General features: G+C 44.4%; 13 protein-coding genes and 1 pseudogene. All 14 read left to right on the top strand.

Going from position 1 to position 16,531, the window contains the following annotated elements:
• Nucleotides 1-12: 12 nt before the first annotated feature.
• Nucleotides 13-621, top strand: a complete 609-nt coding sequence (locus tag AC6RV6_RS11305; RefSeq protein WP_500240941.1) for a LysE family translocator — start codon at nt 13-15, stop codon at nt 619-621.
• A gap of 286 nt (nt 622-907) precedes the next feature.
• Entirely contained in the window at nt 908-1,651 is a 744-nt protein-coding gene (locus tag AC6RV6_RS11300) for a DUF554 domain-containing protein (RefSeq protein WP_500241031.1), read from the top strand.
• 30 nt (nt 1,652-1,681) lie between these two features.
• Nucleotides 1,682-2,863, top strand: coding sequence for a transaldolase (locus AC6RV6_RS11295; RefSeq protein WP_500240940.1), 1,182 nt, complete (start codon nt 1,682-1,684; stop codon nt 2,861-2,863).
• Between the two features lie 102 nt (nt 2,864-2,965).
• A complete protein-coding gene (pgeF, locus tag AC6RV6_RS11290) occupies nt 2,966-3,760 on the top strand; it encodes a peptidoglycan editing factor PgeF (protein ID WP_500240939.1) in 795 nt (264 codons plus the stop codon).
• A 90-nt stretch (nt 3,761-3,850) separates the two neighbouring features.
• Entirely contained in the window at nt 3,851-4,924 is a 1,074-nt protein-coding gene (locus AC6RV6_RS11285) for a DUF6765 family protein (RefSeq protein WP_500240938.1), read from the top strand.
• Between the two features lie 121 nt (nt 4,925-5,045).
• Nucleotides 5,046-7,403 carry a CPBP family glutamic-type intramembrane protease gene (locus AC6RV6_RS11280; RefSeq protein ID WP_500240937.1) on the top strand — a complete coding sequence of 786 codons (2,358 nt, stop codon included), beginning with the start codon at nt 5,046-5,048 and terminating at the stop codon, nt 7,401-7,403.
• An 83-nt stretch (nt 7,404-7,486) separates the two neighbouring features.
• Nucleotides 7,487-8,623, top strand: coding sequence for an AI-2E family transporter (locus tag AC6RV6_RS11275; RefSeq protein WP_500240936.1), 1,137 nt, complete (start codon nt 7,487-7,489; stop codon nt 8,621-8,623).
• A gap of 76 nt (nt 8,624-8,699) precedes the next feature.
• Nucleotides 8,700-9,848 carry an AI-2E family transporter gene (locus AC6RV6_RS11270; protein WP_500241030.1) on the top strand — a complete coding sequence of 383 codons (1,149 nt, stop codon included), beginning with the start codon at nt 8,700-8,702 and terminating at the stop codon, nt 9,846-9,848.
• A gap of 98 nt (nt 9,849-9,946) precedes the next feature.
• Complete coding sequence (locus AC6RV6_RS11265) at nt 9,947-11,176, top strand: murein hydrolase activator EnvC family protein (RefSeq protein ID WP_500240935.1); 1,230 nt, start codon at nt 9,947-9,949, stop codon at nt 11,174-11,176.
• A gap of 31 nt (nt 11,177-11,207) precedes the next feature.
• Entirely contained in the window at nt 11,208-12,779 is a 1,572-nt protein-coding gene (locus tag AC6RV6_RS11260) for a rhomboid family intramembrane serine protease (protein WP_500240934.1), read from the top strand.
• A 19-nt stretch (nt 12,780-12,798) separates the two neighbouring features.
• The gene (locus tag AC6RV6_RS11255) at nt 12,799-14,013 is read left to right on the top strand and encodes a tetratricopeptide repeat protein (RefSeq protein WP_500240933.1); all 1,215 of its coding nucleotides are present in this window, start codon (nt 12,799-12,801) and stop codon (nt 14,011-14,013) included.
• Between the two features lie 234 nt (nt 14,014-14,247).
• A complete protein-coding gene (locus tag AC6RV6_RS11250) occupies nt 14,248-15,033 on the top strand; it encodes a DUF502 domain-containing protein (RefSeq protein ID WP_500241029.1) in 786 nt (261 codons plus the stop codon).
• A 39-nt stretch (nt 15,034-15,072) separates the two neighbouring features.
• Nucleotides 15,073-15,795, top strand: coding sequence for a transcription antitermination factor NusB (nusB, locus tag AC6RV6_RS11245; protein ID WP_500241028.1), 723 nt, complete (start codon nt 15,073-15,075; stop codon nt 15,793-15,795).
• A 12-nt stretch (nt 15,796-15,807) separates the two neighbouring features.
• Nucleotides 15,808-16,531 (top strand): annotated as a pseudogene (locus AC6RV6_RS11240) (hypothetical protein); the annotation flags it as partial.

The following is a 16,531-nucleotide window of genomic DNA, read 5'->3' as shown; positions in this document are numbered from 1 at the left end:
CTGATAACTGAAATGAACTTACCTCTCTTTCTCATCGCCGCGATCGCCCTCATTATCACCCCCGGTCCCGATATGCTGTACGTCATCGCCCGCAGCACCGGACAAGGGCGCAAAAGTGGCATTGCCTCAGCCTTTGGGGTCTCTACCGGCATCCTCGTGCATACCTTTACCGCCGCCATCGGCCTTTCCAGTCTCCTCATGACCTCCGCGATCGCCTACAACACCATCAAATATATCGGAGCCGCTTATCTCATTTACCTCGGCATTCTTACTCTCACTGCAAAAAGCAAGCATCACCTTAACCAGCAAAGCTCGAAATCGGACTTAAAAACCAACTTTTTCCAAGGCTTCCTTTCCAACATCCTGAACCCCAAAGTTGCCCTCTTCTTCCTCGCCTTCCTCCCCCAATTCGTCAATAGCGATCGCGGCAACATTACCCTCCAGATCCTTAGCCTCGGCGCACTATACATCCTCCTTTCCACCCTCTGGCTCATCCTCACCGCCCTCATTTCCAGCACCGCCAGCACTTGGTTACAACAGCGATCGCACTTCCAAAAATGGCTCACCGGCTCCATTTTCATTAGTTTAGGCGCTCGTTTGGCCATTCCCGAAACGCGATGAAGAGTTGAGAGTTGAGAGCTTTTAATTCAATGAAAGTTCAGGGATTATTCCAGTAATTTCGATTACTTTCTCAGTTCCGATCCACCGGGGAATCAAATTCCCCGTCTCATACAAGAAGTCCTCTTCAGAGGACTGTAATCATAAACTCTAGCTGATTTTGCGCGATCTTAATCCATTTCAATGGATTTTTCGTATGAGACAGGGATTTTCAATCCCTGACGGATCGACAATGAAAAAGATAATTTCATTACCGATTTATTTTCTTAAACTTCATATCATTAAAGCAATGGATCTAGACCTCTGGACGCGCACGAATGGCACTTTGATCAATGTAATAACTGTCCTCCTCGGTACATTTCTCGGGCTGCTGCTGCGAAACCGCCTGCCCCTAAAAATGCAGCAAATTCTCACTCAAGCCCTCGGATTGCTCACACTTTGGCTAGGGGCAACCATGGCCGATCGCCTTACCCAGGCACAAGGTGGCAAAATTGACGGCGTGATTCTCGGTTTAATCTCCCTTGCGATCGGCGGTCTCCTCGGAGAAGCCCTGCAACTGGAAGACCGCCTCGGGAAAATGGGCGACTGGCTGCAAAAAAGATTTCGCGGACAAGGACGCTTTACCGAAGGCTTCGTCGCCAGCAGCCTCCTTTTCTGTATCGGTCCCCTCGCCGTCCTCGGCAGCCTCAACAACGGCTTAACCGGAGATAATACCCTCCTCGTCCTCAAAGCCGTCATGGACGCGATCGCCGCCCTCGCCCTTACCAGTACCTACGGCATCGGAGTCAGCTTTTCTACCCTCTCCATCCTCCTTTATCAAGGCAGCATTTCCCTTGCCGCCGGTAGCCTCGTCACCCTCATCCCCGACCCTCAAACCGATCCCCGCATCTTCCTCGTCACTGGCGTAGGCGGCCTCACTATTCTCGGTCTCGGTTTGAACCTTTTAGAAGTGACTCGCATTCGTATCGCCTCCTTCCTCCCCGCCATCGCCCTTGCCCCCTTCATCTATTGGTTAAGCGATCGCTTGAGTTAAAATAACCGAGTCAAGAATGGGGAAAAACCAATGGCTGAGAACTTGCTAGACCAACTGCAAACCATGACCGAGATCCTTCCTGATGTCGGCGACCTGCAAGCGATCGCGCAATATACCCCCCCAGAAGCGATCGTCGATCCCTCCTTGCTGACCAACGCCGTGCAAATGCAACAATATCAAGAAGCCACCCACAACATTCTCCGTCGGGCGCGAGAGGAATTGGGGGCGAGTGCCGCTGTCTCAGAAGTTATCACCCTAGCGAGAGATCTCCTCAGCGTGTTTTTTGGCTGTGAAATCTTACAACATATCCCCGGTCGCCTTGCCGCAGAAGTCGATACGCGCCTCGCCTACGATACCAATGCCATCTTAATCAAAGCCCGCTATCTCATCGCCGAATACGAAGCCAAAGGCGCATCTCGCGATCGCATTTTGCTCTCCATTCCCGCCACTTGGGAAGGCATTCGCGCCGTAGCCGTCTTAGAAAAAGAAGGCATTCACTGTAACTTAATCCTCGTTTTCGGCCTCCATCAAGCCGCCGCCGGTGCCGAAGCTGGGGCAACCCGCATCTCTCTTTTAGTCGGTAGGGTTTTGGACTGGTACAAAGACGAAGGCATTCGCGAGAACTTTTACCCCGATGAAGATCCAGGCGTTTTTGCCCTCACTCGCATCTATAACTACTGCAAAAAATTTGGCTACAAAACCGAAATTCTCGGCTCCAGCTTTCGCAACATTGACGAAATTACCGAATTGTCAGGATGCGATTTTCTCATGATTCCCCCCAAACTTCTCGAAGAACTGCGAGCCACCCAAAGAGACTTACCGCGCAAACTTTCCCCTCAACTGGCCAAAGAGGCTCGACTCGAGAAAATGCTTGTCGATCGCGACACTTTCGATCGCCTGCACATGGAAGACCCCATGATCGCCAGCAAATTACATGAAGGTATTACCGGCTTTTCTCGTGCGATCGAAGTCCTCGAAAAACTGCTTGAAGAGAGACTGGCTTTGAGTGAAGGGGAAACAAAAGTGAAAAATGCCGCCCGAGAAATCTTTCAAGTCTACGATCTCGACGGAGACGGGTTCATCACTCGCGAAGAATGGGCGGGTAGCGATGCCGTCTTCGATGCCCTCGATATTAATGGCGATGGGAGAATTTCCCCCGAAGAAATGGCGATCGGCTTGGGGGCAGCTTTTCGCTTGGTGAAAGAAGAGTAACGATTCAGAAATTCCTTGATAACTGATAACTGATGACTGATAACTGTAAAATGCCAGAGTACCTATTATTAATTCGCGATCGCCCGAGTTGAGGAGTGAGCTTTGAGCGTTTCTAATTCCCCCGAATGGCACTGGCAAAACTGGGAAGGGCTGCCCTATTTAACTTGCAGCCTCTTACAAGATTGGCAGCACGGCTTTTTTAGCCAGCAGTTTTATCCCCGTCCTCCCGTTGACTTGGCGAAAGTATTACACCTTCAAGCCTCAGCTTATCGCCTCAAACAGGTTCACGGCAATCGAGTTTTAACCCCCAGCGAGATCGATCGCGAAATGGGAGAGTTAGAAACAGAATTTCCCCCCGCAGATGGAGCGTTAACAGAAGCGGAAAATCAATCGGTTTGGGTCGCAAGTGCCGACTGTACCCCCGTTTTAATTGGTGATGTTACCACGGGACGAGTGGCCGCCCTTCATGCCGGTTGGCGCGGAACCGCCCAAAAAATCATTCCTGAAGCTGTTTCTCGCTTAATTGAGCAAGGTAGTCATCTCAAAGATTTGCGCTTTGCCCTCGGGCCTGCGATCGCTGGCGAAGTCTATCAAGTCACAGAACACGTTGCAGCAGAAGTTGGGGCAAGTTTAGTCAAAAAAGAGACAACAGACACCCCAGAGGCAATTTTAGCCGCCTTAGAGAACATGAACAATCCCCCTATCCATTCCGATCCTCAACCCGGACGAGTGCGCCTCGACGTGCGGCGGGTGAATGCCCTGCAAGCCGAACAATTGGGAGTCCTCCCCAAACACATTGCGATCGCCCCCTTTTGCACCTATCAACATCGCGATCGTTTCTTCTCCTACCGTCGCACCAAAGAGAAAAAGGTGCAATGGTCTGGCATTGTCAATTAGAAAAAAATTGATTGTCTCCCTCTTCACTGATAACTGATAACTGATAACTGATAACTGATAACTGATAACTGATAACTGTTCACTGAAAAGATGGATGTTGAATTTCACTACTATATAACCTATTTGGTGGCAGCGCGATCGGGTTTTTCGCCAACGGAGGCGCAAACGATCGCCTATTCTTCTCAGTATGTCGATAATAATTCCCAAGGTTTTAAAATCAACGCCGGGAAAAGGAACGAATATTACAACCAAATTACCCAAACTTTTAATATTCTTAAATCCCAAAATGAATTATTGAAAATTTATTCCGTCTTTCATTTTATCCCGGGAGATCCGTTTGCGATTAGCGCTCAGCGAAAAGATGGTCAGCGCCATTTTCTCAATACGACCCCCAATAGCGAGAATGCCAATCTGATTATCAATGATGCGTTAGCCAGTAAAAATCTCTATCGTATTGGCATTGCCTCTCATAGTTATGTCGATACTTGGGCGCATCAAAATTTTGTCGGGTATTATGATGAATTCAATGCTGTTAAAGGAGTATTCAAATCAGCTTTACCTCATGTCGGCCATGCAGATGTGAAACGCTATCCCGACTGGCCGGCCTTGATTTGGAAAGACTATCGCCTCATTTCTCCCCATGAAAAAGTCAATAACAAATCCCGTTTTCTCGAGGCAGCCAAACACTTATTTTATCAGTATTGCTTTTATTTAGAAGGAGAATATCCTCGCGATCGCCGCGAAAAAGATGCCCTTGAATTAATTAACGATCTCGATCGCGCTATTGGCAAGCTCGATCCTAAAAATCGTCACAAACGCGATCGCCTTCAACGCTATATTGCACTGAGTCAGCAAAAAAACTATGGCGGAGAAATACTTCCCATCTATAACAAGCATCTCTGGTTCGATTGCGCCGTCTGTCGCAGGAAAAATGAAGGGAGCGATCGCAAAAAAGGCTTATTTTCTAATTTAACTTCCTTTAAAGATCCTCGTTTTTGGCAAGAAAACTATCAACACAGTCATTGGTATCGCTTCCAAGAAGCTGCCAAAAAACAACAAAAAGCCGCTTGGAATATTTTATATGAAACTAAATTTCGCTATTTAGAAAATCACCCCCATTTTTATCATAATTCTTCCCGAAAAAATGATTATGCTAAAATTTAAAATTGGAAACATTAAATACTATTTTATTTTCAGTATTATTATTGGTTTATTATTGAGCCTTTTTTTGAGTTTATCTCTACGATCGACAAGCGCTCAAACGACTTCAGAGTCAAACTATACAATGAGTCGGAAAGCTCCTTTTAATCATCCTGAATATTACCCTTTAGACTCATCAATAGACGAGACACTCTATCATTCAACAGGAAATTGGGTCGGGCGCTTGATTTTACCAACCGTAGAAGAGAAACAGAAAACAAAAACCTATTCGAGTTTACCAGATTGGGTTTGGTTAGAAGTTTATAATACCCCTCCAGAACAGCAAAACTTAATCGGAAAAATCTTGCGTTTGGAATGGCAAGGAACGGGTTCAAATCGCTTTTATGTTACTGCAACGACCACAGATATCAACTTCTCAGAAGCAGCGCAGAAAAGTCTCGAAAATGGTAATATTAACCCCGTTCGTTTGCGCGATCGCGATCGAGTCGGACCCCTAGAATCTCTCGCCGGGGCAAGACCTCAAGACGATCTGATCGTCAGTTTAGAAAATATCAATGTAGTTGAAGATAAAGTCGGAGCATTCATCCTACAAACCGATCGCGAACCCATCCAAGTCACCGGACGCTATTATGCTCTCGTCGATATTATCGAACCCAGAGAGAGAAAAGAGAAAACTTGTCTCGAAAATACATCTTGTTTGCCAGACTATTTTCACGTCCGTCACTATAATCAAAACAGTCAAAAATTTGATGGAGTTGAAGAGATCGTTCGCATTCCTCAACAACCTCAAACTCGAGGCGATCGCGTTTTTTCCACACCCAAAAAGCTCGAAAACTCTCCCGCAGGAAAAGCAGGCTGGTATATTTATGGAGCCAAAGATCGAGACGGAATTTTTACCGTCCAAGCCATTAAACCTCGCGCTCTTTTTCAACTTCAGCCCGATCGTACTATTCTCGGAAAACAAGCAGGATTCAATTATATTAATACGGAAAATTGGCACAATCTCAAACCTGCAAAAGGAACAATTCAGACTGTTTTAATTGACCCCAAAGCCAGTAATCCAAAAACTGCAAATGACTCATGGAAAGAAGGAGATAAAGCGTTAGTTCTGCACGTATTTGGCGGCATTGGTGGCAATCAAAGCGAATCCCATCTCCCCCACACGATAACAGGACATTTTTCCTATGGAATTGCCGAAATTGTCCGCGATCGTTTTACCAATGAACTACAATGGGATATTCAATACCAACAAGTTTACGCTCATAATCCTGATGGCATTGTCGCCGGAAGATTATCATGGGAAACCTATATGGGCAACTTACAACGAGGATGGCTGGGAACTCGCCCTGTTGCCGATATTCTCATTAAATTAGATGCCTTCACCCGCGATTATCTCTTTGACACAACTCGCCTTTCTTTATTTCAAGAACTGCGCTTACAAACGCAAATTATGATGGCACGATATCGCACGGGAGACGGCACCGGAAATACTGCCGTTACTCCGGCAACCTCTTGCGTTCAAGATTCCAGTCAGGCTCTTTATATTGCCATCAAACAGATCGAACATCAAGCCGCGATCGATCCAGCGATTCAAACATGGCGAAAAAACCATCCCAACCACCCACAAACGCAAAAAATCGCTGAATTTATTGCCCTTGCCCGAGACTTAATCCAAAATTTAACCCCACGGGGTACAGTGCGACCAGATTGGCGACAAAATGCCGAATATTTAGCAGGAGTAAATAATCGCAATGGATTTGTGGCAAGCAGTAGTACAGTTAATGCTATTTTAAGTTGGCGTTCCCTTTTTCCCCGACGATTTCACGATGAAATTGCCCAAATTTTCCTTGACAATGGGGCGACTTTATGGGTACTTCGCAGTAACCAAGTCGGAGGATTCGATCGCGATATTTTGCCCCTTGCACCTACAGTTTTATTCGGTCAAATTCCTTTGCTTGCGATCGCGATCGAACGTCTCGCCTCTGCTTTCACAAAACTTAATCTTAGGGATAGTGGGGTAATTTTAGGCACCTTAGCAATTTATGGTGCGATCGCCATTCCTCTCGCAAAATCTGCAAATTTTATTCACCCGAGTTTTACCCAGCATCGTCCCTTGCAACAAGGACTGGGTTTGATTTATATCTTCTTTTTTCCCGCCTTCTTTGAAGAATTAATCTTTCGCGTTTTATTGCTTCCCCATCCTGTCGAACGAGTTTCAGTATTGACATGGGGATTGTGGGCGATCGCGAGCCTCATCGGGTATATTATTTACCATCCTCTCAACGCCCGTAGTTTTTATCCTGCTGGCTATCCCACCTTTTTCCAGCCTATCTTTCTTATTTTAACAGGATTATTAGGCATTGCTTGCACGATCGCTTATTATCTTACCTATTCAATTTGGGTGGCTGCGATCGTTCACTGGATTGTTGTTGCAGTTTGGCTATTTACTTTGGGAGGCAAACAAAAACTCCTGCAACAATAAACCCAGAATATTAACAATTAATAATGTAAAATTGTGATGAGCTATCAGAAAAATATTGGCATGATTTTTGAGGAGAAAATGCAGTGAAATTTGGCAATTGGATCGGCTTCTTTTGTTTAATTGTTTCCTTGATTATCTTATGGCAATTTCGGCAGATCGTGCTACTTATTTTTACATCTGTCGTTCTCTCAGTTGCGCTTAATAGTTTAGTACGCTGGCTACAACAAATCGGTAAGCACAAAGGAATCATCATTCCGCGCGGTCGTGCAGTTCTGATTTCTTTAGCTTTAGTTTTATTGTTTAGTCTCTTATTTTTAGGCTTAGTTTTACCGCCTTTTCTCTCTCAATTTCAGAAACTAATTGCTTTAGTTCCCATTGCGGTTGATGAAGTTTTAGAATGGCTGGATTTTTTCTTTGACAATCCTCCCAGTTGGCTGCCTTTAAATCAAATTGATTTAGAATTGCCCAATCTTGCAGAGATTACTCAACAATTTGCACCGGTCGCCCAAGATCTTTTGGGGAACTTTTTTGACTTTTTTAGTAACTCGATTGTCGTCTTGCTGCGAGTCTTATTAGTCATCGTGTTCACGGCGATGCTTCTCGCCAATCCCTTCGCCTATCGTAAACTATTTCTGACTTTATTTCCGTCCTGTTATCGACGGCGAACCGATGAAATCCTCGATCGCTGCGAACTCGCTTTAATCAGTTGGATGCGAGGAATTTGTATTAACTCTTTATTTGTATCAATTTTCTGTGGAATCGGTTTAGTCTTTATCCAAATTCCCTTTGCGTTTACCCATGCACTGTTAGCCGCAGTGTTTAATTTTGTTCCTAATATCGGTCCCGCAGCCAGTGTCATTTTCCCCCTCTCCGTCGCCCTCCTTGAATCCCCTTGGCAAGCGATCGCAGTTATAATTCTCTACGTCATCGTGCAGAACTTGGAAAGTTACTGGTTTAGTCCGATGGTGATGCAAAAACAAGTTTCTCTCTTACCGGCTGCAACCCTAACCGCACAACTCTTTTTTGCCACCTTCCTCGGTTTTTTGGGACTGGTATTAGCACTTCCCCTCGCTGTCGTAACCAAAACATGGATTGAAGAAGCATGGGTTAAAGATGTCTTAGATCGTTGGCAAGATACCCCTCGTCTTCAAATTGAATCTATCAAAAAAAGTAAAATTCCGGTAGAATCAATAGCAGCCGAAAAAACGAGCCAATCTTAAGTTTAAAGCACAATATTCTTTCTTATTTTCTTGTCTTGTGAATTCAGAATCCTCGGAACCCAAAAGTAAATTAAAAATGTGGTGGGAATCCCTCTCCCCGCTATCTCGCTTGTTAGCGATCGCCTTAGCCGCCCCTCTGATGGTTTTAAATGCTTGGGCATTTTCAACTATTTTTGGCTATTTCCACTCTTTATTTATTATTATCTTAGTTGCTGCTCTCTTGGCATTTTTACTAAATTATCCAACCAGTTTATTAGAACGCATCGGATTAAAACGAGGACAATCTACTTTTGTTGTTATTTTTGTTGCCTTACTGACAGTGATTTCCGTTGGGATCACTCTCCTTCCCCCTGTCATTTCTCAGGCTCAACAATTAGTTGCCCGCTTGCCCGAGTTAATTGACTCGGGACAATATCAACTCACGATTTTAGATGAAAGATTTGAGAATTTAGGCTTGTCAATTAGTCTTGATGGATTGATCATTCCTGCCAAAAATACCATTAAATCACAACTGCAAAAACTCGCCGGACAAACTCTCGACTTGGCAGTAAATATAACTTTATTTACCGTTGTTAAAGTTCTGGATATCGCGTTAACTTTCGTGATTACTTATTATTTACTTTTGCATGGTGATGATATTTGGCGAAGTTTACTCGATTGGTTGCCGTCGAGAATCCAAAAACCCTTTTCTTTAACCTTGCGATCGAGCTTTCGCAATTATTTTATCGGACAGTTTATTTTAGCAATCTGCATGGGTACGAGTTTAACTTCAATCTATTTATTGCTCCAAGTTCCCTTCGGTTTATTATTTGGTTTAACTATTGGTTTAATGGCAATTGTTCCCTTTGGGGGATCTGTTGGGATTGCTTTGGTCACATTTTTATTAGCATTACAAAATATTGGCATTGCCATTCAAGTCGTTGTGGTGTCGGTTATTATTCAGCAAGTTCTCGAAAATATTATTGCCCCGAGAGTCTTAGGGCGAGTGACGGGATTAAATCCCTTTTGGGTCTTTATTTCGATTCTCACTGGGGCAAGAGTGGGCGGCTTTTTAGGGGTTGTTGTTGCCGTCCCTACAGCCGTAATTATTAAAGAAGCCTTAAATGCCATAAAATCTCTCAAAATTCAAGCAACCGAAGCGGAAGAGATGCAGATTATCTCCTCAAAATCCGAACCCATTCCCCCTTCTCAAAGCTTAAGCGATCGCGAACCTTCTCCTAATTAAAAATAGAGAGGCGAGAAGTTGAGAAAACTCGAGAATTCTCTGATGACAAGTTAAGGCAACGCATCGGGTATGATAAGAAAGGCGACAATCTTGAAGTCATGCCAGATTGGGTAAAGCGATGGAAAAGAAGAGCGATCGCGGGGCTAGTCTGTCTCTTTTGTGCGATTTTCGGTATTTGGGGACTTGGGGGGAAAGCCACAAGCGCTCAATTTGTGGCATCTTTGGATTTGCTACAAGATTGGCAACAGGATCTCGATCGCGAACAAGTTGAAGTGGTCGAACAACAAAACCGCCTTTCGAGTGTGGAACAAGATGCTCAACGATATCTTCGTAGCTTGCGGCACACCGTTCAAGTGATGAATTTACAACTCAAGTATTATCAAAAAGAATATGAAACAGCGAGTAAAAAATTAAATGCGATCGCAGTAGAACTGAATAAAGAGCGCAAAACTTATGCCCCCAAATTAACCGCAACTGTCGCTCGCCTGCGATTTCTTCAACGCCAATCTTTGACCAGCCAAGGATGGCGATTTCTCCTCAAAAGTGACGATCTCAACGAATTTTTCGATCGCCGTACTCGTCTCAAATTAGTCTATCAAGCCGATCGCCAGCACTTAGAAGCCTTGCAAGTTGCTGCTAATAAAATCAAACAACAAAAACAAACCATTGAGGAAAAAAAACAGCAAATTACTCACCTGCAAGCCCAAATCCACACGCAAAAAGCCGATCTGGAAAAACAAGTGCAAATTCAACAGACCTTAATGGCTCAGCTTAACGGCGATCGCTCGAATTTAGAAGCCGTCCGCAGGAAATTGGCTGAAGATTCCCAAGGTATCGGCTTGACGATCCAAAAACGCATGGCCAATCGCGATCGCAACCTTTTTGGCAGCACGCAAACCTTTATCGCCCCCCATCAAGGAAAAGTTTCTAGCAAATTTGGATTGCGACGACATCCCATTTGGGGAGGAAAGCGCCTCCATAGCGGCATTGATTTTGCTGGCGAATATGGCAGCCCCATCCAAGCGGCCGATAGCGGGACGGTAATTTTGGCTCAATGGTATGGTGGGTATGGAAAAACCGTTGTTATCGAACACGGACGAGGAATGACAACCCTTTACGGTCACGTCAGTAAATTTTTCGTTCGCGAAGGACAGCCCGTCAAACAAGGAGACGCGATCGCCGAAGTCGGATCGACGGGTTTTTCTAACGGACCTCATCTTCATTTTGAAATTCGCCAAGAAGGTCAACCCGTCGATCCCTTGAAATATTTATCAATCAACACCGAACAATTATCAATGATTAATGAGGAAGCTCGAAATAACCAATAACCAATAACCAATAACTAATACCAAAATCTCAGTGAATCTCAATCAATTACTGATTTGGACAATCTGCCTTTCCTGTTTTTCCTTGCTCGTCCGGACATTGCTGGATCGTCGCGGTCGAGGTTGGAGCATTGTCTCGGGCAGTATTTTATTCATCACGGGTGCTTTATTTTATCGGAATCCTCATCTTGCTGGCTTAGTGGGAGGAAGTCTTTGGGTATTATTTCTCATTCTTCCCGTTTTGGGTTGCGCGTGGGTGAATCAACTGATTTATCAAGAGCGATACACAGAAGCGCGGAGATTAGCCAATTACTTACGCTGGCTGCATCCGGCTGATGGCTGGCTTGAACAACCTTTTATCCTGCAAACCCTAGAAATGGGAAAACAAGGCAAGATTGCCGAAGCCATTAAACGCTTGCATCCCTATGAAACAACAGTAACGCCGATGGGTCGCAATGCCACGGCTTTACTGTTTATTATGGGGGCGCGGTGGCAGGAACTTTTACAATGGATCGAGCATCATATTCCCGAAAGCACGTTAATTGACGACCCTCATTTGGTCACCAATTATTTGCGCGCTCTGGGGGAAACGGGAGATTTAAACGGCTTATTATGGGGGTTGGAGCGTTACGAAGGCGCTTTGACCAAGGCAGGAAACCCCATTCCCCTTAATTTAGCGAGATTGTTCGCCTTTGCCTTTTGCGGTCGAGTCGATCGCGTCTGTCACTTGCTGGCTGAACCTTTAGCAGCTTATCCCTCACCCATGCAAAAGTTTTGGCGCTTGACGGCACAAATGGCCGCCAACCAAAATCCCAAAGCACGAGAACAATTATTGGCATTGCAAAATAGCACGAGTGATTCTATTCTCGAAGCCGCGATCGCTTGGCGTTTATCCCATCCTCCCCAGAATCCGCAAACAATTCTCATCCCTTTCTCCCAAGCTATGTTACGACGGCTTAAAGGCTCATTAAAACAGGAAACGCGCTATGGTCGGTTACTCAGTTTCTCTCCGAGTCGCGCTCGAGTGACTTATGGGCTGATTTTTCTCAATTTCCTCTTTTTCCTGCTGGAAATTGCTTTAGGGGGCAGTAAAAATCCAGAAACTTTAGATCGCTTGGGGGCCTTAATGCCCTCTGCTGTTTGGCAAGGAGAATGGTGGCGATCGATCTCGGCGAATTTTCTGCATTATGGGGCGCTGCATTTATTTTCTAATATGGTGGGACTCTATTTTCTCGGTCCTTTTGTAGAAGCGATCGCCGGACGATGGCGCTATCTTTTCATTTACTTTGGCAGTGGCATTGGGGCAATGTCTGCGTTTAGTGCCATTGCCATCGCTCAAGGAATGCCTGCTCAACGTTTGGTGGGGGCTTCGGCGGCAATTATGGGAATTTTAGGCGCTATTTTAGCCATTCTTTTACAAGGTTGGTTACAGGAAAAAAGTCAGATTGCCGCCAAGCGGTTGCGCTTATTTTTAGCAATTGTTGTCTTGCAGGTTGCTTTCGATCTGCTCATTCCTGAAGTGAGTTTTTTAGCACATGCGTTAGGATTGGGTTTTGGCTTTACGATCGCAATGCTTTTATTTCCGAAAGGAATTAGTAATGGATAATGAGTCATTGGAGGACTGCATGAACAAAAAAATAGCGATCGCTTTCATTCTCGTGCTGGGTTTAATGGGTAGTTTTGCGATCGAATCCGTGGGAATTTTATCGGCTTTGGCACAAGAAGAGGAAGAAGAAAAAATCGAGCCTTTAGAAATGAGAGAAGATCCGCTCATTCGTTCTAATATTGTCGAAAATCCCCTGAGCGAAACAGAAAAACAAGAATTAATTCCCGTCTTGGATCGACTGGCTTTAGAGGCGGAAGCTGAGTTTTTAGCTGAAGATGGAGATAAAGATAGAGCTTTTACCATTTGGTATCGAGAATTGCGCTTGCGACGTTTTTTAGGGGCAATTGCTGAAGTTGAAGCCCTCGGAAGGGTGGGGAAAATTGCTTGGGAAAATAATCGCAATGAAGATTTATTTTTCCTGCGGGAACGACTCACAGAAATTCAAACCAATGCCGAAGAACAGCAAACCCTCAATGCTCAATTGGCGAATACATTAGCGATCGCTTACGATAAAATTCGCTTTTATCCCCAAGCCTTGGCGATGTATGAGTTTGTTTTAGCCCATATTCGCGAAACCGGAGATCTTAACGCCCTAGAGCAGATTTTAAATACTATTGCCCAACTGCATTTAGAATGGTTCAAATATTTTGCTGCCGAAGCTGTTTATCAAGAATTATTAGAGTTAGCGCGATCGCAGTTTGATGATGCCAGTATCCTACGCTACTTAGAACAGATGGCATATATTTATACTCGCGCCAAACAACCGGAAAAAGCGATCGAAACGAAACTTGAATTGTTACAAGGATATTTAAAAAAAGAACTCTTAGAAAAAATTCCTCCCCTACAAATTTCTTTAGCAGAAGATTATGAAACGATTGGAGAAGGCGAAACCGCCAGCGAAACCTATCAAGAAGCCTTTACCCTCGCTTGGGCCAATCAATACTATGCTTATGCCAGTACCGCCTTAAAAAAATTAGCAGAATTATATTATACCTACGACCAACTCGACTATGCTCTAGAAATTTATCAAGAACAAATCAAAGCCGCAGAATATGCTACCGATGAATTTTCAATTATGGAAATTTACGAACGGATGGGACAAATTTATCTAGAATTAGAAGACTATTCCCAAGCCTTAAACGCTTTCCAAGAAGGCTTAAAATTGGCTCGTTCTCTCGGTCATAAAGAAGAAGATTTTTTGGAGAAAATTGCTGAAGTTCAAGAATTCTTTTAATTAACTGATTTGTTATTGTTGACTCCCTCATTCTGATAAAATGTAGTAGACGATACAACATAAAGGTTTTTTGCTTACCACGAGAGCGCATTTTCTTCAAGAGATGTCTCGGAAAACTTGCAACATTTCTTTACAAGTATTACAACTAAAGTAAAGAAGAACAGACAACTCTACTGCCCCAGATGCGCGATCGCGGTCGAGTTGCCATTTATCCTCCCACCCGCACCAGTTATCATGGAAAATCAGCGATCGGTATTCCAACGTTTAAAACAGGATTTAAAAAACGACTTAATTGCAGGTCTTTTAGTTGTCATTCCCTTGGCAACAACAATTTGGTTGAGTTTTACTATCTCTCGATGGGCGATCGCCTTTTTAACAGAAATCCCCAAACAAGTTAACCCCTTTCAAGGATTAAATCCTGTTTTAACCAATTTTTTAAATCTTTCGATCGGATTTGCCGTGCCATTAGGGTTTATTTTGTTGATTGGCTTAATGGCCAGAAACATTGTCGGACAATGGTTGCTAGACTTGGGAGAACGCATTTTACAAGGCATTCCCCTCGCTGGCTCCGTTTATAAAACCCTCAAGCAAATTTTGGAAACCCTACTGCGAGATTCCAAAAGTAAATTCCGACGGGTCGTAATGATAGAATACCCACGACAAGGTGTATGGAGTCTCGGATTTGTCACGGGAAAACTCAGCGAACCTTTACAAGTTCATCTGGCTCAACCCATGTTAAGCGTCTTTATTCCTACAACCCCCAACCCGACTTCGGGGTGGTATGCCATCATTCCCGAATCCGAAGCGATCGATTTACCGATTTCTATTGAAGATGCCTTTAAAGTTCTCATTTCTGGGGGAATTGTGAGTCCGACGGTTTTTCCCTCTTCGGCTCCCATTGCGATCGCCTCTTCTCCAGATCCCGAGCCTTATCCTCCCTCGCATCCAGATAGAGAGATCGAAGCCTCGACAGAAAAACAGCAGGCTTTACCCATTGAACCCGAAAACGTAAAATTGTAACTTCAAGTTTACCGATTCTTTTCTTGCACTCTACCTACAATTATGCCTCGCCAACAGCCTCGCCAAACTTCACGAGAACTCGCACTTTTAAGCCTGAGTCAAATTCGGGGCAGTTCGGAAAAAATCCAACAACAAACCCTCAATGACTTAATTTTAGCCGCCATTCGTACCCTTGTTGCCGAAGCGCGAGATACACTCTCCACAGCAAGCGAGGAAATCCACAGAGGAGCCGATCGCCTAGAAAGTAGCGAAATTCGAGCGACAGACGTACAAAGTAGTAAGACAATGGTGAAAGAAGCCATTGCATTAACGGAAACGGCTCTCAACCGCGTCGGCTATGCCGTAGATTTGCCAGAATTCATTCATCTTGCCGATCGCCAAGAAGTGCGAGAATATGCCCTAGAACTGATCGGTACCGTCAAGCGTCGCAAAGCAGAAATTACCAAGGCGATCGAAACTTCTCTAGTCGATTGGAGTTTTACTCGCATTCCTCAAGTCGATCGCAATATTCTTTCCCTAGCTGTTGCCGAGATTGTCTTTTTAGAAATTCCCACTCGCGTTGCGATTAACGAAGCGGTAGAATTAGCAAAGCGATATTCTGATGAAGAAGGAGCGCGTTTTATTAATGGTGTCTTACGCAAAATTATAGAGGCAGAAAAGAGTGGTGAAAAAATAAAGGATCGACAAGTTGCCAAGGAAGCAAGCATGGAAAATAACAATGAAACAAGCGTGGAAAACAACGTAGAAAACATCAATAATTAATAATTGAAAAAAATGGTATTTAATTGGTTTAATCGAAAATTCAAAAAAGACGATCTCGAAAAAACGCAAGAGAAGGAGCAAAAGCAACCTCAATCTCAAGAAGCGAAATCGACTCCAACTCAAAAGCAACCTCAAGAAATCAAACAAGAAGAGGTTAAAACAGATTCTCCTCAAACTACCCAAGAGGATTATTTGCAATGGGCAAAAGCGGCGTATCAACAGATTCAACAGCGCCAAGCTGAAGAAAAAGAGGAATCTTCCGAACTTGTTGAAGAACCTGAAAGTGAAGTTAAAGAATCTGAAAGTGAAGCGCTAATCTCGCCAGTAGAATCCGATCGCGAGGACGTGATTTCCGAAACAGTTGACGAGGCAGAAATCACCCCAGAACATGAAGAGGAAACAGTTTCCGAAAGTCCTCTCGAAACGCCATCAGAACCCGATACAGTATCCGCCGAACTTCATCCAGAACTTGTCGTTGAACCCGTAGCTGAATCTGTATTAGAGGTTGAGGAAGAAACTCTTGCCGAAAATATTCCCGCAACAAGTCTAGAAATTCTTCCCGAACCCGAAGCAAATCTTCAAGAATCGACCATAATTGCTGAATCCGAACCCGAACTCGAAATTGTTGCCGAAACTGCCGTCACGAGTCCGGAAATAGACGCAGAACCCGTATCTGAACCTGTTTCAACTCCAGAAATAGACGTAGAACCCGTATCTGAAACCGTTTCAACTCCAG

The organism is Spirulina sp. LEGE 11439 (assembly GCF_059821285.1).
This window is presented reverse-complemented; position numbering and strand designations above follow the sequence as displayed.

Coding starts and splice junctions, on each gene's coding strand:
- AC6RV6_RS11305 (WP_500240941.1), top strand. CDS start 13: ATGAACTTACCTCTCTTTCTCATCGCCGCGATCGCCCTCATTATCACC.
- AC6RV6_RS11300 (WP_500241031.1), top strand. CDS start 908: ATGGATCTAGACCTCTGGACGCGCACGAATGGCACTTTGATCAATGTA.
- AC6RV6_RS11295 (WP_500240940.1), top strand. CDS start 1,682: ATGGCTGAGAACTTGCTAGACCAACTGCAAACCATGACCGAGATCCTT.
- AC6RV6_RS11285 (WP_500240938.1), top strand. CDS start 3,851: ATGGATGTTGAATTTCACTACTATATAACCTATTTGGTGGCAGCGCGA.
- AC6RV6_RS11280 (WP_500240937.1), top strand. CDS start 5,046: ATGAGTCGGAAAGCTCCTTTTAATCATCCTGAATATTACCCTTTAGAC.
- AC6RV6_RS11270 (WP_500241030.1), top strand. CDS start 8,700: ATGTGGTGGGAATCCCTCTCCCCGCTATCTCGCTTGTTAGCGATCGCC.
- AC6RV6_RS11265 (WP_500240935.1), top strand. CDS start 9,947: ATGCCAGATTGGGTAAAGCGATGGAAAAGAAGAGCGATCGCGGGGCTA.
- AC6RV6_RS11255 (WP_500240933.1), top strand. CDS start 12,799: ATGAACAAAAAAATAGCGATCGCTTTCATTCTCGTGCTGGGTTTAATG.
- AC6RV6_RS11250 (WP_500241029.1), top strand. CDS start 14,248: ATGGAAAATCAGCGATCGGTATTCCAACGTTTAAAACAGGATTTAAAA.